Source organism: Bradyrhizobium sp. YCK136 (assembly GCF_044570075.1).
In the GTDB taxonomy this organism is placed as follows: Bacteria; Pseudomonadota; Alphaproteobacteria; order Rhizobiales; family Xanthobacteraceae; genus Bradyrhizobium; species Bradyrhizobium diazoefficiens.
Genome location: NZ_CP172424.1, coordinates 4,771,949 through 4,789,538, shown reverse-complemented (window position 1 = coordinate 4,789,538; position 17,590 = coordinate 4,771,949). Strand labels below are relative to the sequence as shown.

Here is a 17,590-nt window from a genome sequence, read left to right as displayed (position 1 = left end):
AACCATCGTGCCGCGTACGACCGCACGCCGGAATGTGACACTATAGTGCATTCACGCGGAGGTCACGGACTCGTCCTAACTCTGCCGCGCTTTCAACGCGAGCGAGGATTGATGATGAGCCGCCTCTCGGACATGCTGCGCACGCAGCGCTTCGACGATTACCGCTTCTACCACCAGAGCACCGTCAACCAGACGCTGCACCTCCTCAGCGCCGTGATCTTCCTCGCCTGCTACGCGCTGCTGTTCAGCGACCCCGCGCTCGCCGGCATCATCGGCTGGCTTGCGATGCTGACGCGGCAGACCGGGCATTTCTTCTTCGAGCCGAGCGGCTATGACGCCGTCAACGACGTCAGCAACGCGTACAAGGAAGCGGTCAAGGTCGGTTACAACCAGACCCGCAAGATCATCCTGCTGCTGGTCTGGGGCAGCGCGCCGCTCGCGCTGTATGCGTTCCCCACCCTGTTCGGACTGTTCGATCCACCCGCCACGCGTCTCGACTTCATCCGCCATGTCGGCGCGCTCTGGCTCGCGATCGGCATCGATCCTGTTCGCGCGCTTCCTGCCTTGCGCGCATGATCCAGCTCTTCGTCGCGCACGATGTCACAACCGGACTGGTATGGGTGTTCAAGGTGCTGACCGATCCCTTCCACAACATCGCACTGTACTGGACATCCCCGCTCAAGCTGATGCGCGGAGAGCTCATCGACAGCGCGATTGCGGCTGCGGATTGGGGGGCGGAGGACGCCGAAGAAGCTGCGCATCCGACCTGACCGATGCACGCTCGGCGGGCATCTCGCGAAACGCCCGCTTGACAAGTCCTGCCCTTCGGCTGTAGGGACGCGGCCCATGATCAATTCTCGGACCAACCGCCGCGCAGCTTTCCGTCGTCGCACCCGCGACGATGATGGGTTGCGCCATGTCCGACGACGCCGCTGAAGCACTGAATTCAGCCAGTTTTCGAGAAGGCCGCACCCGCAAAGTGCGGCCTTCTTGCTTTTTGCCTCCATTTTCCACCCGCCCCTCCAGAGGAGTTCGACATGACCACCGCCACCCATCCGTATGATGCGCTGATGGACATCACCGCACGGCCCAAGGCCGTGTTCGTCCGCGGCGCCGGCTCCTACCTCTGGGACGACAGCCGCAAGCGCTATCTCGATTTCGTGCAGGGCTGGGCCGTGAACTGCCTCGGTCACTCGCCATCGGCGATCGCCGACGCGCTTGCCGCGCAGGCCAAGCGGCTGCTGACGCCAAGCCCGGCCTTCTACAACGAGCCGAGCCTCAAGCTCGCGCAGGCGCTGGTCGCAAACAGTGCCTTCGACCAGGTGTTCTTCGCCAACTCCGGCGCGGAGGCCAATGAGGGCGCGATCAAGCTCGCGCGCAAATACGGCAGCCTGCACAAGGGCGGCGCATTCGAGATCATCAGCTTCGAAGGCGGCTTCCACGGCCGGACACTGGCGACGATGTCGGCCTCAGGCAAGAAGGCGTTCGAGCCCTTGTTCGAGCCGAAGGTCGCCGGCTTCAAGAAGGCGAAGCTCAACGACATCGCCTCGGTCGAGAAGCTGATCAACGACAACACCGTCGCGGTCATGCTCGAGCCGATCCAGGGCGAGTCCGGCGTATGGCCTGCGACCGATCAGTTCCTGCAGGAGCTGCGCGCGCTGACAAAGGCGCACGGTCTGCTGCTCATTCTTGACGAGATCCAGACCGGCATGGGCCGGACCGGAAAGCTCTTTCACTACGAGCACGCTGGCATCGCGCCCGACATCATGACGCTCGGCAAGGGCATCGGCGGCGGCGTGCCGCTCGCCGCGCTGCTTGCGACCGAACGGGCGGCCTGCTTCGAGCACGGCGACCAGGGCGGCACCTTCAACGGCAACCCGATCATGTGCGCGGCGGGCCTTGCGGTGCTGGACGAGGTCGGCAAGCCGGACTTCCTGAAGTCGGTCACCGAGACCGGCCTGTTGCTCGAAAGCGAGTTGCAGAAGGTCTCGGCCCGGCATGGCCTCGGCGGCGTGCGCGGCCGCGGCCTGCTGCTCGCGCTCGACCTCAAGCTGCCGATCGCGCCCGGCATCGTCGCGCAGGCGTTCGAAGCCGGCGTGCTGCTGAATGCACCGCAGGTCGACACGCTGCGCTTCATGCCGGCGCTGAACGTGACGCGAGCGGAGATCGCCGAGATGATCGATTGCCTCGACGTGATCCTGACCAAGGCCGGCGCGGCGAGGCGCGTGGCGTAGCGGCGCATACACAAGCTCGTCATTCCGGGGCGGCTCGAAGAGCCGAACCCGGAATCTCGAGGTTCCGGGTTCGATGCTTTGCATCGCCCCGGAACGACGGTTAGCTACGGCTTCAAGATCGACGCGCCGGTGGTCTTGCGGCTTTCGAGATCGATATGCGCCTTGGCGGCATCCTTCAGCGCGTAGGCGTGGTTGATCGGCACGTGCAGCTTGCCGTTGATGACGGCGGAAAACAGCGTGTCGGCGCCTTCCAGCAATTCCTTGCGCGTGCCGACGTAATCGTTGAGCTTCGGCCGGGTCGCGAACAGCGAGCCGTGGTTGTTGAGCTCGGCGATCGAGAACGGCGGCACCGGACCCGAGGCATTGCCGAACGAGACGAACATGCCGCGCGGCTTCAGGCAGGACAGCGAGCCCGGGAAGGTCGCCTTGCCGACGCCGTCATAGACGACATCGCAGCCCTCGTTGCGGCTGATTTGTTTGACGCGCGCGACGAAGTCCTCCTCGTTGTAGAGGATGACGTGGTCGCAGCCATTGGCTTCCGCAAGCTCGGCCTTCTCGCGCGAGCCGACCGTGCCGATGACGTGGGCGCCGAGCGCCCTCGCCCATTGGCAGGCGAGCAGGCCAATGCCGCCGGCGGCGGCGTGGATCAGCACGCGATGGTGCGGCTCGACCTTGAAGGTCTTGTGCAGAAGATACCAGACCGTGAGCCCCTTGAGCATCAGCACGGCGCCCTGCTCGTGGGTGATGTGGTCGGGCAGCTTGACCAGCTTCTCCCAGGGGATATTGCGCTCGCCAGTATAGGCGCCGAGATTGTGGTAGTAGGCGACGCGGTCGCCGGGATGGAAATTCGTGACACCCGGCCCGACCGCGATGACCTCGCCCGAGGCCTCGTTGCCGGCGATGAAAGGCAGCTCCGGCACCTTGTAGAGGCCGGTGCGATAATAGACGTCGATGAAGTTCAGCCCCACCGCATGCTGGCGGATGCGCACCTCGCCGGGGCCGGGCGCCGGCACGTCGACGCTCTCGTAGACCAAGGCTTCGGGGCCTCCGACCTTGTGCACACGGACGGCTTTGGTCATTGACTGACCTCCTCTCGGTCGTCGTGGCGGCAAGCCAAAGACATCACGACCACCTTGTCAACTCGACTTGGAATGGAACGGACCAAACGCGACTATTTGCCGGCTTTCCTGCGGTTGCGCTTGGCCAGCACGTTGAAGAACTCCACCGCCGCCGAGAACGCAATTGCGAAATAGATGTAGCCGCGCGGGATGTGGAATTGGAATCCATCCGCAACCAGCGCGACGCCGATCAGCACCAGGAAGGCCAGCGCCAGCATCTTCGTGGTCGGATGCTCCGCGACGAATCGCGACACCGGCCCCGACGAAAGGTACATGATCAGGCAGGCGATCACGACGGCCGCGATCATGATCTCGATGTCCTGCGCCATGCCGATCGCGGTGATGATCGAGTCCAGCGAGAACACGATGTCGATGACGATGATCTGGACGATCACCCAGAAGAAGGCGTTGCGGCCGGAGGCCCTGTCGCCCTCCCCCTCATCGGCTTCGACCTCGGCGTGAATCTCGTGCGTCGCCTTCGCGATCAGGAACAGGCCGCCGCCGATCAGGATGAGGTCGCGCCAGGAGAAATCGTAACCCGCAAACGAGAACACCGGCGCGGTCAGGCCGATCAGCCAGACCAGAACGCTGAGCAGGATGATGCGGAACACCAGCGCCAGCGCGAGCCCGATCTGGCGGGCGCGGTGCGCCTGCTTCTCCGGGATGCGCGAGACGATCACCGACAGGAAGATCACGTTGTCGATGCCGAGCACGATCTCGAGCGACGTCAAGGTGAGCAGCGCGGCCCAGGCTTCGGGGCTGGCGAGGAGATGCATCATGCGAAGGATCTTGCGAAGCGGATCAATGCGTCGCTGAAGCTGATCCAGAGCGCGATGGCGCACAGCGCGAGCGTCACGCCGGGACCGACGCGAAAATCCATGTCCAGCGTGTAAAGGGAGAGCACCGCCCAGATCCCGATCAGCGACATCGTCAGCCAGCGCAGCCGCACGACGCGGACCGGATGCAGCACATGGAACGGCACGAAGGTCAGCACCACGAGGGCCGCGACCAGCAGCGTCGACCACAGCGGCGGCCAGTGCAGCAGGAACAGGTAGAACGCAGCCGCGTTCCACAGCGCCGGGAAGCCGCGGAAATGATTGTCATCGGCCTTCATGCGCAGATCGGCGAAATATAATGCGCTGGTGACGATGATGGCGACGCCGAGCAAGGGAGCCGCGACCGGCAGCAGCAGGCCGCTCGCTACGATCGCGTAGGCCGGCACGAACACATAGGTGACGAAGTCGACCACGAGATCGAGCACGTCGCCCGACCAGTTCGGCTGCACGTTCTTGACGTCAAGCCGGCGCGCGATCGGACCGTCGATCGCGTCGATGATCAGAGCGACGCCCAGCCATTGAAACATCGCCGCCCAGTGCTCGCGCACGGCCTCCAGCATCGCCAGCAGCGCAATGGCCGCGCCGAAGGCGGTGAAGACGTGCACCGAGAAGGCCGCGGCGCGCATCGCCGGTCTCGGCTTCAGGGAATCCTGCTGGGTATCCATGGCTTCTGCTATCAGAACGAGGCCGGTTTGCACATAAGCCATTGCGGCGCCCGGTCGCACAATTCGCCACAAAATCACGGAAAAATAGGTGGGCTTGAATTTGCCGCCGGGCGTGTCAAATGTCGTTCCATGACAGACGCATCGACAATCTTTGACGCAGCCGTGATCGGCGGCGGACCGGCGGGACTTAGCGCGGCCATCGCGCTGGCGCAGGCGGGTGCACGGACCGCGCTGGTGGCGCGCCGCCTGCCCTATGCCGACAACCGCACCACGGCGCTGCTAGGCGCCTCCGTCGAGCTGCTGGAGAGCCTCGACGTCTGGCCGCGCTGCAAGGACAAGGCGGCCGCGCTCGAAATCATGCGCCTCGTCGACGACACCGGCCGGCTGTTCCGGGCGCCGGAGGTCCGCTTCTCCTGTCACGAGATCGGGCTCGACGCCTTCGGCTACAACATCGACAACCGCTCGCTGATGCTGGCGCTGGAAGAGCGCGCGGCCGAGCTGCCCGGGATCGTCCGTTTCGACGACGAGGCCGAAAGCGTCGTCATTGAAGCCGACGATGTCGCGATCCGCACGGCCTCCGCGCAATTCCTCGCAGCCCGCCTCGTGGTCGGCGCCGACGGCCGGCATTCGCTGTGCCGGGAGGCTGCCGGCATCGCGGTGACGCGGCGCGACCTGACGCAGACCGCGCTCACCTTCAACGTCGGCCATGCGCGGCCGCATCGCAATGTCTCGACCGAGTTCCACACGCCCCACGGGCCCTGCGTGTTCGTGCCCCTGCCCGGCAACCGCTCCAGCATCGTCTGGGTCGCGGCTCCCGCGGAAGCGGAACGGCTCCGCGGCTTAAGCGACGACGAGCTGTCCGCCGCGATCGAGAAGCAGTCGCATTCCATTTTGGGACGCATGACGGTCGAGCCCGGCCGCAACTTGTTTCCGCTGGCGATCGAACGTCCGAAATCCTTCGGCCGCGACCGCATCGCGCTGGTCGGCGAAGCCGCCCATGTGGTCCCCCCGATCGGCGCCCAGGGGCTCAACCTTGGCCTGCGCGACGCCGCCGACATTGCCAGGCTTGCGGGCGATGCCATCGCCTCGGCCGAGGATCCCGGCGCGCCCGACGTGCTCAAGCGCTACGACCGCGCCCGGCGGCCCGACATCCTGAGCCGGACCTTTGCGATCGACATCGCCAACCGCTCCCTGCTCAACGATTTCCTGCCGCTGCAGCCGGTCCGCGCCGTCGGCATGCACCTGCTCGGCGCCATCGGCCCGCTCCGGCGCTTTGCCATGCGGGAGGGGCTGACGCCGACCTGGCGGCGGTAAGCTCGCTCACGGAAACGCCAGCCGGCCGGTCTGGATCGCCCACATCACGCTGGTCAGCGTGACCACGGACGCAAACGTCCCGAGCAGCACGGCGACGGAGGCGGATTCGATCCAGGCGTCATTCTGCCGGGCGATCACGAACACGTTGAGCGCCGGCGGCAGCGAGGCCATCAGCACGGCGGTCGCGGCCCAAGGCTGCGCGAACGGGCCGAACGCCAGCATCAGGCCGAACGCTGCGAGCGGATGGATCAGCAGCTTCACCGCGACCACGCCCGGCACCTCCCACGGCACCCGATCGAACGGGCGGAGCGCCACGGTCACGCCGAGCACGAACAGCGCGGTCGGGGCTGCAGCGTTCTGGAGGAATGTGATGGTGCGGTCGAGCGCGACCGGCAGCTCGATATGCAGCGCTGCCACCGCCGCGCCAAAACAGGCCGACATGATCAGCGGGTTGAGCACGATCTGCTTCAGCACCACGCCGAAGGCATGGACGATCGAGGGATGATCGCGGTCGGACAGCTCGATCAGGAGCGGCACGATCGTGAACAGGAAGATGCTGTCGCAGCAAAAGATCAGCGCGGTCGGCGCCGAAGCCTTCGCCCCGAGCACGGCGAGCGCCAGCCCCGGCCCCATATAGCCGATGTTGCCGTAGCCGCCGGAGAGCCCCGCGAGCGTCGCCTCGCGCAGGGTCAGGCGGCCGAGAACCTTGCCGACGACGAGCGCCAGCGTGAACGCCGTAACCGTCGCCAGCGTGGTTGCGACCAGGAACGGCGGGTTGTTCAGCTCCGCAAACGGCGTCTTCGACATGATCGCGAACAGCAGCGCCGGCAGCGACACGTAGAGCAGGAAGAAGTTCATCCAGGCGAGGCCCGATTCCGGCAGGGATTTGATCTTGCCGCAGGCAAATCCGACGAAGATCAAGCCGAAATACGGTAGCGCCAGATTGAGGATATTGACCATTTCTCAAGTTTCTTCTGAAGACTTGGGAGCTATCTGCCCCTTAAGCGGACGTTAATTCGAAGTTAGGCCACTAGCATCGGCCACAATCCTGGTCTATCGACGGGGAATGATAAAAGCGCGGACCGCGAAATTTCAGATCGGACAGGTCGTTCGCCACCGGATCTTCTCGTTCCGGGGCGTGATCTTCGACATCGATCCGGAATTCAACAACACCGAGGAGTGGTGGTTGTCGATCCCTGAGGAGGTGCGGCCCCACAAGGACCAGCCGTTCTACCATCTGCTCGCGGAGAACGCGGAATCCGAATACGTCGCCTACGTGTCCGAGCAGAACCTGTTGCCCGACGAATCCGGCGAGCCGATCCGCCATTCGCAGGTCGCCGAGATCTTCATCAAGGACAAGGGCGGCGGCTACCGCCCGCGCAATCCGTCGCTGAACTGAGTTAAGCCGCCGGCAAGCGGCCAATAAAAAAGGCGCTCGGAGTGAGCGCCTTTTTCATGTCAGGGATCTGGTCCCGATTATTTCTGGCCGGCCGGAGCCGCGCCGGGCGCAGCACCGCTCTGCTCGAGCTTCTTGCGCTGCTCGTCCGCCTTCTTCTGAAGCTCTTCCTGAAGCTTCTTCTGGGTTTCCTCGAACACCTTCGGATCGGTCGGCGGACCGTCATAGGCCTTCTGGAATTCGCCGGCGAGCGGCAGCGGCAGCGTCAGCGGCGCGCCGTTGGCGTTGATCGCCTGGACAACGAGATTCTGGCCCTTCTTCATGTTGGCGATGAGCTCTGGCGTCGCTTCGTAGTCCGACATGCAGCCGTTCTGGAAGCAGATCACGTACGGGCTCTGCAACGGCGCATTGCTGTCCACGATGATGCGGGTGCCGTGCACGAGCTGCATGCCGAGCGGCAGCGTCACGCGCAGGATCTTCTTCGGCTCGCCTTCCGGTTCGATGATGACGGCGGCGATGACCGGCTGGCCCGACTCGATGCGGCCGTCCTTGCCGGTGAAGCAGACCTGCTTGGCGTTGGCGTCCTGGCCCTTGAGGCAGAACTTGGTCCAGGGGGCGTAGATCAGCTGGATCTGCTGGTCTGCCGGCTGGGCTGCGCCCTGCTGCGCCGGCGCGCCCGCGGCGGGAGGAGCCTGCTGGGCGGGCGCCTGAGCGGCCGGTGCCGGAGCCTTCGGCGCAGCCTTGGGAGCGGCTTTCGGAGCCGCCTTGGGCGCGGCGGGCGCACCGGGGGCCGGCGCCGGGGTCTGGGCCTCGGCGGCAAACGGAACGGCCAATGCCGTCGCCGTCAACAAGGCGAGAAGTCGCCCGCGCGGCCGGACGGACGCGGCCAAGTAACGGAAATTCATTGCAGAAAACCCTTTCTGAACGGGAAGTGCCCGAACCGCTCCGAAGCGCCGAACCAAGCCGCCTTGGGCGCGGCTCTCTCCCCGTCAAATGAGGCGGATAAGTGACGGGCTCGGCGCTCTTGCGCGATTGCCCGCCTTCTTAACGTGGCCGACGAAAAGATCAATGCCGACAAGCGTCTTTGGTCACTCTGGCGCCAGCGCCCCACCAAATTCCCTGTGATAGGATTCAGGTCCGCCGGTCCTCGAATCAACGTGTGCCGATGTTCATGTTCCAACGCCTTCTCGAGGGCCCCGGCATCCGCCATTGCATCATCCTCGCCTCGGCCCTCGTTATGGCCCTCGGCGCCGGGCTGCCGGCCAGCGCACGGGCCGAGGAGGCCCATGCCATCGCCATGCACGGCAAGCCGGCGATGCCCGCCGATTTCACCCACATGCCCTACGCCAATCCCGATGCGCCCAAGGGCGGCCGGCTGACCTGGGGCATTCTCGGCACCTTCGACAGCCTCAATCCGTTCATCGTGAAGGGATTGGCGGTGCAGCCGATCCGCGGCTACGTGGTCGAAAGCCTGCTTGCGCGCGGCCAGGATGAGTCGTTCACGCTCTACGGCCTGCTCGCCAGATCGGTCGAGACCGACGACGAGCGGAGCTACGTCACGTTCCGCCTCGATCCCCGCGCCCGGTTCTCCGACGGCAAACCGGTGCTCGCGGAGGACGTGCTGTTCTCCTGGCAGCTCTTGCGCGACCACGGCCGACCGAACCTTCGGCAATACTATGCCAAGGTCGCCAGGGCCGAGGCGCCCGATCCTCTCACCGTCCGCTTCGACCTCACCGGCGCCAACGACCGGGAATTGCCGCTGATCCTCGGCCTGATGCCGATCCTGCCGAAGCACGCGGTCGATGTCGCGACCTTCGAGGAGACGACGCTGACCGGGCCGGTCGGCTCCGGCCCGTATCGCGTCACCGCGGTGCGGCCCGGCGCCAGCGTGACGCTCAAGCGCAATCCCGACTATTGGGGCCGCGACCTCGCCATCAATCGCGGCCTCTACAATTTCGACGAGATCAGGCTCGACTTTTTCCGCGAGGCCAACGGCCAGTTCGAGGCCTTCAAGCGCGGCCTCTACGATTTCCGCGTCGAGAACGAGCCGCTGCGCTGGCACGACGGCTATGATTTTCCGGCCGTCAAAAGCGGCGAGGTGATCCGCGACACCGTCAAGCCCGGCGTGCCGCAGCCCTCGGAATTCCTGGTCTTCAACACCCGCCGTCCGATGTTCGCCGACATCCGCGTGCGAAAGGCGCTGACGCTGCTGTTCGATTTCGAGCTGGTCAACCGCAACTACTTCTTCTCGCTCTACTCGCGCGTCGCCGGCTATTTCGCCGGCTCGGACCTGTCGGCCTATGGCAGGCCTGCGGACGCGCGCGAGCGCGAGCTGCTCAAGCCGTTCGCCGCACAGATTCCGCCCGATGTCATGGACGGCAGCTACCGCCTGCCGGTGACCGACGGCTCCGGCCGCGACCGGGCCACGCTACGCGCCGCGCTGAAACTGTTGTCGGAGGCCGGCTACGATCTCGACGGCACCGTACTGCGCAACCGCACGACCAAGGCGCCCTTCACGTTCGAGATCCTGGTCACGACCCGCGACCAGGAGCGCATCGCGCTCGCCTTCCAGCGCGACCTCAGGCGCGCCGGCATCGAGCCGAGCGTACGGTCGGTAGATCCCGTGCAATTCGACCAGCGCCGGCTCGCTTACGAGTTCGACATGATCCAGAACCGCTGGGACCAGTCCCTGTCGCCCGGCAACGAGCAGTATTTCTATTGGGGCAGCGCCGCCGCCGACAATCCGGGCACCCGCAACTACATGGGCGCCAGGGATCCGGCGGTCGACGCCATGATCGCCGCCCTGCTGGAGGCCCGTGAACATACGGCCTTCGTCTCGGCGGTGCGCGCGCTGGACCGCGCCCTGATCGCGGGCTTCTACACAATCCCCCTGTTTAACGTATCCGAGCAATGGATCGCGCGCTGGAATCGGATAGAACGGCCAAAGGCCACTGCGCTGTCCGGCTACCTGCCGGAGACCTGGTGGTCGAAGGGTGAGCCTTAGGGCCAGTCAAGCGAAGTGACGCCGTGAACCAGCAAGCCGTATCGCCGACGCTCGACACGCTGTTCCAGCGCACGCTGATGCGGCAGCCGCACGCGACCGCCCTGCTCGACCCCCTCAACAAGGCGCGCGTGACCGGGCGCCAGCCGCGGCGGCTGAGCTATGCCGAGGCCGATACCGCCATCGAGGCGCTGTCGGCCTATTTCGTCGAATCGGGCCTGCCGGCCAATTCCGTCATCGCAATCCAGCTGCCGAACACGGTCGAGTTCGTGCTGACGGTGCTCGCCGCCCATCGCGCCGGTCTCGTCGTCGCCGTGCTGCCGCTGCTCTGGCGCCACGCGGAACTGACCGCTGCGCTCAACCGCACCGCCGCGCGCGCCATCGTCACTATGAGCAGGGTCGACGGCGTCAGCTATTCCGACCTCGCGATGCACGCTGCGGCCGAGGCGTTCTCGATCCGCCATGTCTGCGGCTTCGGCACCGACCTGCCCGAAGGCATGGCCTCGCTCGACGAGGTCCTGGCCCGCCCGCCCGGCACCACGCGCGCCGTGATCCAGGACGGCCGCAAGGCGGCGATGATCTCCTTCGACGTCACGGCGGAAGGCTTTCGCCCGGTGCCGCGGCCGCATTTCAGCCTGATCGCCGGGGGCCTTGCGATGTCGCTGGAGGCCGACATCAAGCAGGGCGCAACCGTGATGGCGGCGTTCACGCCGATGTCGTTCGCCGGCCTCGCCTCCTCGCTCGCGGTGTGGCTGCTCTCGGGCGGCGCGCTGGCGCTGCATCATCCGTTCGAGAACGACGTGCTGGAGCAGCAGATCAACGAGCATGAATGCGAGGTGCTGATCGCGCCCGCGCAGCTCGCGCTGCGGCTCGGCGATTCCGACCTGGCGGCGCGGATGCCTACCTTACGCAACGTTATCGGCCTGTGGCGCGCGCCGGAACAGGTGGCGGCAAGCGATGCCTGGATCGCGCCGCATGCGCCGCTGACCGACGTCTATCTGTTCGGCGAGGCCGGATTGTTCGGCGCCCGCCGCGGCGAGGACGGCATGCCTGTTGCGGTGATGCCGGGGCCGCACGGCGCCCCGCGCGAACAGTCCGGCTCCTCCATCGCCGGCGAGATCCTGCTGACGCCGAAGGGCACGCTCGGCCTGCGCGGGGCGATGGTGCCGATCGCGGTCTATGCCCCGCCGCAGCCCGTCGGCGAGACGCTGATCGCGCAGCCGCCGCGCGACTATGTCGACACCGGCTATGCGGCGCGGCTCGACCGTCCGAGCGGTGCGATCTGCATCACCGCGCCGCCCTCGGGCATCATGGCCGTCGGCGGCTACCGCTTCCTCTCCAACGATCTCCAGGAATGGGCGCGCCGGCTCGGCCAGGGCGCCCTGCTCACCGCGCTGCCCGACCGCCTCTCCGGTCACCGGCTGGCGGGCCGGGCCCAGGACAACGCCCGCGCCCGCGAGGCGCTCAACGAGCTTGGGCTTAACCCCCTGATGGTTGAGGCTTTTCGCGACCGCTCCGGGGCGGCCTAGGCGCACTTTCGACCCATTCGTTGACGCTGCATTAAGGCGGCCAAACTAGTACCCGGAATCAGAGCTGAGTGATACGGCGGCCTTTGAAACGGCGTTGACGGACCTTTTTCTTGGTCCAGACGAAGGGCTCGGCTCTGTCGTTGTATGCGTTGACGTAGGCATCGATGTGTTCCTGAAGCTGCTTGAGGCTCGTGAAGGAGGTGCCGCTGAGCGACTGCCCCTGCAAGATGGAAAACCATACTTCGACCTGATTGAGCCATGACGCACTTGTCGGCGTGAAATGAAATTGCACGTTGGGGTGGGCCTTGAGCCAGTCCTCGTTCTTTTTATGGGTGTTGAGGTTGTCGAGGATGACGTGAAGCTTGCGGTTCGGAAAAGCGCGGTGACGCTGTTCATGAAATCGAGAAACTCGACGCGGCGCCGGCGTTTTGAATGGGTCGCGATGATCTTTCCGGTGGCGACTTCGAGCGCCGCAAACAATGTTGTGGTGCCATGCCGCTTGTAATCGTGGCTTTGGCCGGTCAAGGCGCGGCCATTGGGCAACTTCAGATAACCCTGCGCTCGCTCCAAAGCCTGGATCGAGGGCTTCTCGTCCACGCACAGCACAATGGCCTTCGCCGGCGGCGCGACATAGAGGCCGACAACATCGGCGGCTTTGGCCGTAAAGTTCGGGTCGTTGCTCTCGCACCAGGACTTGCGAGCCACCAGGTCAATCTTGTGGCTGCGCAGGAACCGCCAGACATATTGGACATCGACATCGCCCAGCGCCTCGGCCAGCAGGGGGCCGGTCCAGCGCGCAAACCCTTGCGGTGGCGGCTTATCCAGCAGCTTCAGAATCCGCTTGTCGGTCGTCTTCGTATAGATCGGCTGCTTGCCAGGCCGCGGCTTGTCTTGCAGCCCTTCAAGGCCATGGTCGGCATAGCGATGCCGCCAAAGGCTGACAATCCGCGGCTGGACCCCAACTTCCTTGGCGATCGACCGGGTGCTGCGCCCATCCGCCGCCAACAGAACTATCCGCGCCCGCTTCAAATCGCGCTGCAACGTCACCGGTGAGCGACAGCACGCCTCAAGCACCTTGCGATCTTTCCTCGAAAGGTGGACTTCTCTTGCTTCGGGTATCATCCCGACCTTGAATCACGACTCACGTTCCAAGAAAAGTGGGTACTAGATTGCGCAGCATCTGTCGCGTGATCAGAGTTTGCGATGTCCCAGGCGGGCCCGATCCTTTTTGTGTCCAATGCCGAGCGCCCCGCCTTCGTTGCGGCGCTGGACGAGGCCCGTCTCTTCCCCGTGGTCGACACCGACTGGGCCAGCGCGGTGCGCGCGGTCGAGCAGGTGCAGCCGGCCGCGGTTCTCGCCGCAATGAACAGCGGATATGAGCCGCATCTGGCGCTGCTCGCCAAGAAGATCGCCGACCAATCGCTTTACCTGCCCTTCGTGGCCCTGGACGCGGCGGGCACGCTGCCTCACAACGCCCTGCCCTTCTCCTCGCGCGGCAATTCCGACCGCCTGAGCGCGCGGCTGCGCGGCGCGCTGCGCGTGCGCACCCTTCATGCCACCGTGCTGCGCCGGCTGCCGGAGGCGAAGGTCGCGCTGCCGGAGAGCGACCCGTCGCGCGATGCCACCGTGCTCCTGATCGGCCGCGGCGCGGCCTATCCCGCACTCTCCGTCGCGCTCGGTGAGCGCGTCGGTGTCATCGGCGCGCTCTCGATCGAGGCCGCAGCCAAGCATCTCAACACTCGCGATATCGATGGCGTCGTGCTCGCGGAAGGTTTTACCGCGCGCGTCATCGACGCCTTCCTCACGGTGCTCGCCGAAGACACCCGCTTCCGCAGCCTGCCCGTGGTCGTCACGGCGCACCAGCTCGTGCAGACCTACGACCTGCCTAATCTCGAGCTCATTCCGGGCGAGCCGGCGAAGGTCGCCGCCAACGCGCTGCCGCTGATCCGCCAGCACGCGATGGAAGCGCAACTGAGCCGCACGCTGCGCTCGATCGACGCCGGCGGCTGGCTCGATCCGCGCAGCGGCCTGCTTACGACGGAAGCCTTTGCCCGCGACTTCTCCAGGGCGGTCGAGCAGACGCTCGCCCGCGGCGGCGGCCTGTCGGTGGCGCGCTTCGCCTTCGATCCCTCAAATCCCCGCGCACAACTGGATGCTGCGCGCATCCTGAGCCGCCTGATGCGGCAGATGGATTTCGGCGCGGCGCAGAAGGACGGCTCGGTCATCGTCGTGTTCGCCGAGACCGACTTCCGCACCGCCCACATGATCGCCCGCCGTCTCTCCGCGGTGATGCGGCACACCTCCAACGGCAAGCACGAGATGCGCAGCGATCCGGTGGTCAGCGTGGACTCGCTGTCGTCGTCGGATACGGCCAGGTCGTTGCTGGCGCGGCTGTCCGCCGACGCCTCGCGCGCGGCGTCGTAGTCATTCGCCAGCGTTCAATAATCCAATACGCGTCTTGATGTCCGCCGTCGGGCCTCGGCCGCTCACGTCATCATGAGCTTGATCTGGCCGTCCTCAACGGCTCCCATCGCGAGAGCGTCGCGAGCCATCTTTTCGACGGCCGGCCAATTCGCGAGAAGGTATTTTTGCGCCTGCGCCTTGGTTGGGAGCGTTGTCTGCAGAACACAGGTCTGCCGCGCGTTCCCGTTCGCGATCTGAAAGGACACGGCTTGGGGCCCTTCTTTGAGCTCTTGCTCGGTGGGCTTGGGAAACTTGCGCATGCGGCTCCTTCTCGGGGCTCAGCGAACGGGTGCGGTGACCCCGGACGCTTGATCGGCGCGGGCCATCCCGGCCGCGATCTTCCTGGCTTTCGCCAGGCGATTCGACTCGCGGCTGGGCTGCGTGTTGCGGACTGCCTCAGTCAGCATCTCGCGAAGCTCTGCCTTCGTCTTGGGTGGTTGCCGTGGACTCGACTTCTGCCAATTGGTCATACCCCTATATGGGGATGCTCGCGCTAAATGCCACTCTTCGCGTTCGTGTTGGCCGATAGAGCGGGCGTGGCCAGGAGAAAACCGACAGAATCGTGCAGGAGTTCGTAGGCGCGGTCGACGATATCGTCGAGGGATATGGTCTTGGCGAACATGCGTTGCGCCTCAGCCAGCAACTGCTCGCGGGTCGGCATGCTGGACAGGCGCAAGTCGGCACGGTGCTGCAACAGACTGAGCGCGTCCCGGACCGATAATTCAGTCTCGTGGATCGACGTTCTGATCGCCAGCGCGATGTGCTCGGGATCAAAGCGAGCGGCGAGCTGCTCGGCCGCTTGCTTGACCACGCGCGATCCCAAACGATGCTCATTGCGCAGAACCTGCCGGGGCGGCAACTTCAGATCCCAGACGATCCCGAGCCAGGACAAGGCGACCAGGGCATAGTAGGTCAGATCGACCTCATACCAGTAGAAGCCCTGCCGGGCGCTGGCCTGGTAGGCGTGATGGTTGTTGTGCCACCCCTCGCCCATCGTCAGCAGGGCGAGCAGCCAGTTGTTGCGGGAATCGTCGCCGGTCACATACCGCCTGCGTCCGTGAACATGTGCGAGGGAGTTGATGCAGAATGTCGCGTGATACAGAACCACGGTGCTCCACATAAATCCGACCACGAGCCCCGACCACCCGGCAATCAGGAAGCACAGACCCGCGAGCACGACGGCCGGCAACAGCTCCAGCCGGTGCAGCCACATCAACTCGGGATACGACGCCAGATCCGATACCTTCACGAGGTCGGTCGCATCGTGCTGCCGGTAAAAGATCCAGCCGAGATGACTGTACACGAAGCCCTTGTGCCGGGGTGAATGGACATCTTGCGCCGTATCCGAGTGAAGATGATGATGGCGGTGCTTGGCAGCCCACCAAAGCACGCTTTTCTGGGCGCTGCTCTGGGCAAGGAAGGCAAGGATGAACTGGAACGCCCGGCTTGTGGCGTAAGCCCGATGCGAGAAGTACCGGTGATATCCGGCCGTGATGCCGAACATGCGCAGCCAATACAGGGCAACGCAGATTGCAACGGCTTGCCACGAGACGCCCGACCAGATCGCCGCGAGGCATCCCGCGTGGATCAATACAAACGGCAGGACCTGCGGATACATGACGTCGTCGTGTTCCTGATCTGAATCCTGGCCTGAATCGATATTGATAGACACGCTCGCGACCTCAGCTGTTTCGATGGGCGGGCCTACCCGCAACCGATGCAAAAAAACCCGCGGCCGGTAAACCAGTCGCGGGTCGAGAGAACCAGAAGCTCTGCCAGTACATCCGTGGTCAAAGCAACATAGTACCGATTGCGGTAGCCTAGACGGCGCGCAGATTTTCCGCAGCAGACTTGCCGGTCCGGCGGTCCGCGACGATTTCGAAGGAAACCTTCTGGCCCTCGTTGAGGGTGCTCATGCCGGCGCGTTCAACTGCGCTGATATGAACGAAAACATCCTGGCCGCCCTGGTCCGGCTGAATGAAGCCGAAACCCTTTTGGCCGTTAAACCACTTCACAGTTCCCGTATTCATGGGGTCGTCCTTTAACATAGATAAGTCTTTGGAACCGCGCTCAAGAGCACAGTTAGCGAATTCGAGATCTGGAGGGAGGGTCGTCAGTCAGGCACGCTTATCAGCGGCGAGGCCAAGTCGTTCGGCCGAAACTCGATGGCTTGAGTATGGCTATTGTTCGGGCATTCCGCAAGGGGCCATATGTCGCTGTTTTCGGACCTATATGTCCGGTTGGCGGCCTCCGGGCTCGCTGTATTCACCGCATGATGAACCCGCCGTCGACCGAGATGGACTGGCCGGTCACGTAGCTGGCTGCGTCGCTGCACAGCCATAACACCGCGCTCGCAATTTCCTCGGGGCGGCCGACCCGTCCCATCGGCACGCTCTTCTCCAAGGCCTTGAGCGCATCGCCCTGGCCGGCGGCAACCATCTGGTCGGCCATCGGTGTCCAGATCAGCCCGGGGCAGATGGCGTTGATACGGATGCCGCGTGCCGCATATTCGAGCGCCGCGCTCTTGGTGAAACCAAGGACGCCGTGCTTGGCGGCGTGATAGATGCCGCGCTCGGCGCCTCCCACAAGTCCCCCGAGAGACGAGCAATTGACGATCGCACCGCTGCCCTGCTTGCGCATCTGTTGCAGCTCGAATTTCATGCAGCTCCATTCGCCGCGGAGATTGATCCCCATGACGCGGTCGTAGTCCTCGCGGGTCGTGTCGGCGGTCTCTGCGAGGACATTCTGGACGCCCGCATTGTTGTAGGCGGCATCGAGCCTGCCGAAGACGGAAACGGTCTGCGCCACCATGGCCTCGACCTGCGCGTCATTGGAGACGTCGCAGCGGATGGCGATGGCCTTGTGACCCCGGGTGACCAGCTCGCCTGCCGCGGCCCGCACCGCGTCCTCGTTCCAGTCCGCCAGTGCAACGGACGCTCCGGATTCCGCGAAAGCCTTTGCCGTGGCGAGGCCCAACCCGGACGCGGCACCGGTCACCAGCGCAACCTGTCCCTCGAATGAAATGTTCATGGAT

Annotated in this window: 17 protein-coding genes and 1 pseudogene; 8 read left to right on the top strand and 10 right to left on the bottom strand. The window is 65.0% G+C overall.

Features of this window, described 5'->3' with window-relative positions:
* The first annotated feature begins 111 nt into the window (after nucleotides 1-111).
* The 3 genes from ACFLEY_RS23465 (at nucleotide 112) to ACFLEY_RS23455 (ending at nucleotide 2,234) form a co-directional block, all read left to right on the top strand.
* A complete protein-coding gene (locus tag ACFLEY_RS23465; protein ID WP_373565427.1) occupies nucleotides 112-576 on the top strand; it encodes a hypothetical protein in 465 nt (154 codons plus the stop codon).
* The gene (locus ACFLEY_RS23460) at nucleotides 573-770 is read left to right on the top strand and encodes a hypothetical protein (RefSeq protein ID WP_373565428.1); all 198 of its coding nucleotides are present in this window, start codon (nucleotides 573-575) and stop codon (nucleotides 768-770) included. Before ACFLEY_RS23465 ends, ACFLEY_RS23460 begins: the two co-directional genes overlap by 4 nt.
* Before the next feature lie 267 nt (nucleotides 771-1,037).
* Nucleotides 1,038-2,234 carry an acetylornithine transaminase gene (locus tag ACFLEY_RS23455; RefSeq protein ID WP_060912204.1) on the top strand — a complete coding sequence of 399 codons (1,197 nt, stop codon included), beginning with the start codon at nucleotides 1,038-1,040 and terminating at the stop codon, nucleotides 2,232-2,234.
* A gap of 104 nt (nucleotides 2,235-2,338) precedes the next feature.
* On the opposite strand, the gene ACFLEY_RS23450 is transcribed toward ACFLEY_RS23455, so the two are convergent.
* The 3 genes from ACFLEY_RS23450 to pcsA form a co-directional block, all read right to left on the bottom strand.
* On the bottom strand, nucleotides 2,339-3,313 hold the full coding sequence (locus tag ACFLEY_RS23450; protein WP_060912203.1) for a quinone oxidoreductase: 975 nt from the start codon (nucleotides 3,311-3,313) through the stop codon (nucleotides 2,339-2,341).
* A 92-nt stretch (nucleotides 3,314-3,405) separates the two neighbouring features.
* Nucleotides 3,406-4,131: a TerC family protein gene (locus tag ACFLEY_RS23445; protein WP_028173979.1), complete on the bottom strand. Its 726-nt coding sequence runs from the start codon at nucleotides 4,129-4,131 to the stop codon at nucleotides 3,406-3,408.
* Nucleotides 4,128-4,895, bottom strand: coding sequence for a phosphatidylcholine synthase (gene pcsA / locus ACFLEY_RS23440; RefSeq protein ID WP_028173978.1), 768 nt, complete (start codon nucleotides 4,893-4,895; stop codon nucleotides 4,128-4,130). The genes ACFLEY_RS23445 and pcsA overlap by 4 nt, the downstream gene beginning before the upstream one ends.
* Before the next feature lie 87 nt (nucleotides 4,896-4,982).
* Here pcsA and ACFLEY_RS23435 point away from each other — a divergent pair, with 87 nt between their 5' ends.
* The gene (locus ACFLEY_RS23435) at nucleotides 4,983-6,167 is read left to right on the top strand and encodes a UbiH/UbiF family hydroxylase (protein ID WP_060912202.1); all 1,185 of its coding nucleotides are present in this window, start codon (nucleotides 4,983-4,985) and stop codon (nucleotides 6,165-6,167) included.
* Between the two features lie 6 nt (nucleotides 6,168-6,173).
* Here ACFLEY_RS23435 and ACFLEY_RS23430 read toward each other — a convergent pair whose 3' ends face one another.
* The gene (locus ACFLEY_RS23430; RefSeq protein ID WP_060912201.1) at nucleotides 6,174-7,127 is read right to left on the bottom strand and encodes an AEC family transporter; all 954 of its coding nucleotides are present in this window, start codon (nucleotides 7,125-7,127) and stop codon (nucleotides 6,174-6,176) included.
* Between the two features lie 106 nt (nucleotides 7,128-7,233).
* Here ACFLEY_RS23430 and hspQ point away from each other — a divergent pair, with 106 nt between their 5' ends.
* The gene (gene hspQ, locus ACFLEY_RS23425) at nucleotides 7,234-7,566 is read left to right on the top strand and encodes a heat shock protein HspQ (protein WP_011087359.1); all 333 of its coding nucleotides are present in this window, start codon (nucleotides 7,234-7,236) and stop codon (nucleotides 7,564-7,566) included.
* A 77-nt stretch (nucleotides 7,567-7,643) separates the two neighbouring features.
* Here the strand turns inward: hspQ and ACFLEY_RS23420 are convergent, their stop codons facing one another.
* Nucleotides 7,644-8,468, bottom strand: a complete 825-nt coding sequence (locus ACFLEY_RS23420; RefSeq protein ID WP_060912200.1) for an invasion associated locus B family protein — start codon at nucleotides 8,466-8,468, stop codon at nucleotides 7,644-7,646.
* A gap of 260 nt (nucleotides 8,469-8,728) precedes the next feature.
* On the opposite strand from ACFLEY_RS23420, the gene ACFLEY_RS23415 reads away from it, so the two are divergent.
* Both ACFLEY_RS23415 and ACFLEY_RS23410 read left to right on the top strand, forming a co-directional pair.
* Complete coding sequence (locus ACFLEY_RS23415; protein ID WP_060912199.1) at nucleotides 8,729-10,567, top strand: extracellular solute-binding protein; 1,839 nt, start codon at nucleotides 8,729-8,731, stop codon at nucleotides 10,565-10,567.
* Nucleotides 10,568-10,590: 23 nt separating this feature from the next.
* Complete coding sequence (locus ACFLEY_RS23410; protein WP_060912198.1) at nucleotides 10,591-12,093, top strand: class I adenylate-forming enzyme family protein; 1,503 nt, start codon at nucleotides 10,591-10,593, stop codon at nucleotides 12,091-12,093.
* Nucleotides 12,094-12,151: 58 nt separating this feature from the next.
* Here the strand turns inward: ACFLEY_RS23410 and ACFLEY_RS23405 are convergent.
* A pseudogene (locus tag ACFLEY_RS23405) lies at nucleotides 12,152-13,215 on the bottom strand (IS630-like element ISRj1 family transposase).
* A gap of 81 nt (nucleotides 13,216-13,296) precedes the next feature.
* Between ACFLEY_RS23405 and ACFLEY_RS23400 the strand changes: the two are divergent.
* Nucleotides 13,297-14,517 (top strand): hypothetical protein, encoded by a 1,221-nt coding sequence (locus ACFLEY_RS23400; RefSeq protein WP_060912197.1) that lies wholly within the window; start codon nucleotides 13,297-13,299, stop codon nucleotides 14,515-14,517.
* A 62-nt stretch (nucleotides 14,518-14,579) separates the two neighbouring features.
* On the opposite strand, the gene ACFLEY_RS23395 is transcribed toward ACFLEY_RS23400, so the two are convergent.
* The 4 genes from ACFLEY_RS23395 to ACFLEY_RS23380 form a co-directional block, all read right to left on the bottom strand.
* Nucleotides 14,580-14,816 (bottom strand): hypothetical protein, encoded by a 237-nt coding sequence (locus ACFLEY_RS23395; RefSeq protein ID WP_028173972.1) that lies wholly within the window; start codon nucleotides 14,814-14,816, stop codon nucleotides 14,580-14,582.
* Between the two features lie 233 nt (nucleotides 14,817-15,049).
* A complete protein-coding gene (locus ACFLEY_RS23390) occupies nucleotides 15,050-16,174 on the bottom strand; it encodes an acyl-CoA desaturase (RefSeq protein ID WP_051000369.1) in 1,125 nt (374 codons plus the stop codon).
* Nucleotides 16,175-16,376: 202 nt separating this feature from the next.
* On the bottom strand, nucleotides 16,377-16,586 hold the full coding sequence (locus tag ACFLEY_RS23385) for a cold-shock protein (protein ID WP_028173969.1): 210 nt from the start codon (nucleotides 16,584-16,586) through the stop codon (nucleotides 16,377-16,379).
* 235 nt (nucleotides 16,587-16,821) lie between these two features.
* Complete coding sequence (locus ACFLEY_RS23380) at nucleotides 16,822-17,586, bottom strand: SDR family NAD(P)-dependent oxidoreductase (RefSeq protein ID WP_028173968.1); 765 nt, start codon at nucleotides 17,584-17,586, stop codon at nucleotides 16,822-16,824.
* Between the last annotated feature and the right edge of the window lie 4 nt (nucleotides 17,587-17,590).

What these genes read in the sequence shown, in the direction of transcription:
- ACFLEY_RS23465 (WP_373565427.1), top strand. Translation starts at nt 112, where the DNA reads ATGATGAGCCGCCTCTCGGACATGCTGCGCACGCAGCGCTTCGACGAT.
- ACFLEY_RS23460 (WP_373565428.1), top strand. Translation starts at nt 573, where the DNA reads ATGATCCAGCTCTTCGTCGCGCACGATGTCACAACCGGACTGGTATGG.
- ACFLEY_RS23455 (WP_060912204.1), top strand. Translation starts at nt 1,038, where the DNA reads ATGACCACCGCCACCCATCCGTATGATGCGCTGATGGACATCACCGCA.
- ACFLEY_RS23450 (WP_060912203.1), bottom strand. Translation starts at nt 3,313, where the DNA reads ATGACCAAAGCCGTCCGTGTGCACAAGGTCGGAGGCCCCGAAGCCTTG.
- ACFLEY_RS23445 (WP_028173979.1), bottom strand. Translation starts at nt 4,131, where the DNA reads ATGATGCATCTCCTCGCCAGCCCCGAAGCCTGGGCCGCGCTGCTCACC.
- pcsA (WP_028173978.1), bottom strand. Translation starts at nt 4,895, where the DNA reads ATGGCTTATGTGCAAACCGGCCTCGTTCTGATAGCAGAAGCCATGGAT.
- ACFLEY_RS23435 (WP_060912202.1), top strand. Translation starts at nt 4,983, where the DNA reads ATGACAGACGCATCGACAATCTTTGACGCAGCCGTGATCGGCGGCGGA.
- ACFLEY_RS23430 (WP_060912201.1), bottom strand. Translation starts at nt 7,127, where the DNA reads ATGGTCAATATCCTCAATCTGGCGCTACCGTATTTCGGCTTGATCTTC.
- hspQ (WP_011087359.1), top strand. Translation starts at nt 7,234, where the DNA reads ATGATAAAAGCGCGGACCGCGAAATTTCAGATCGGACAGGTCGTTCGC.
- ACFLEY_RS23420 (WP_060912200.1), bottom strand. Translation starts at nt 8,468, where the DNA reads ATGAATTTCCGTTACTTGGCCGCGTCCGTCCGGCCGCGCGGGCGACTT.
- ACFLEY_RS23415 (WP_060912199.1), top strand. Translation starts at nt 8,729, where the DNA reads ATGTTCATGTTCCAACGCCTTCTCGAGGGCCCCGGCATCCGCCATTGC.
- ACFLEY_RS23400 (WP_060912197.1), top strand. Translation starts at nt 13,297, where the DNA reads ATGTCCCAGGCGGGCCCGATCCTTTTTGTGTCCAATGCCGAGCGCCCC.
- ACFLEY_RS23395 (WP_028173972.1), bottom strand. Translation starts at nt 14,816, where the DNA reads ATGCGCAAGTTTCCCAAGCCCACCGAGCAAGAGCTCAAAGAAGGGCCC.
- ACFLEY_RS23390 (WP_051000369.1), bottom strand. Translation starts at nt 16,174, where the DNA reads ATGTATCCGCAGGTCCTGCCGTTTGTATTGATCCACGCGGGATGCCTC.
- ACFLEY_RS23385 (WP_028173969.1), bottom strand. Translation starts at nt 16,586, where the DNA reads ATGAATACGGGAACTGTGAAGTGGTTTAACGGCCAAAAGGGTTTCGGC.
- ACFLEY_RS23380 (WP_028173968.1), bottom strand. Translation starts at nt 17,586, where the DNA reads ATGAACATTTCATTCGAGGGACAGGTTGCGCTGGTGACCGGTGCCGCG.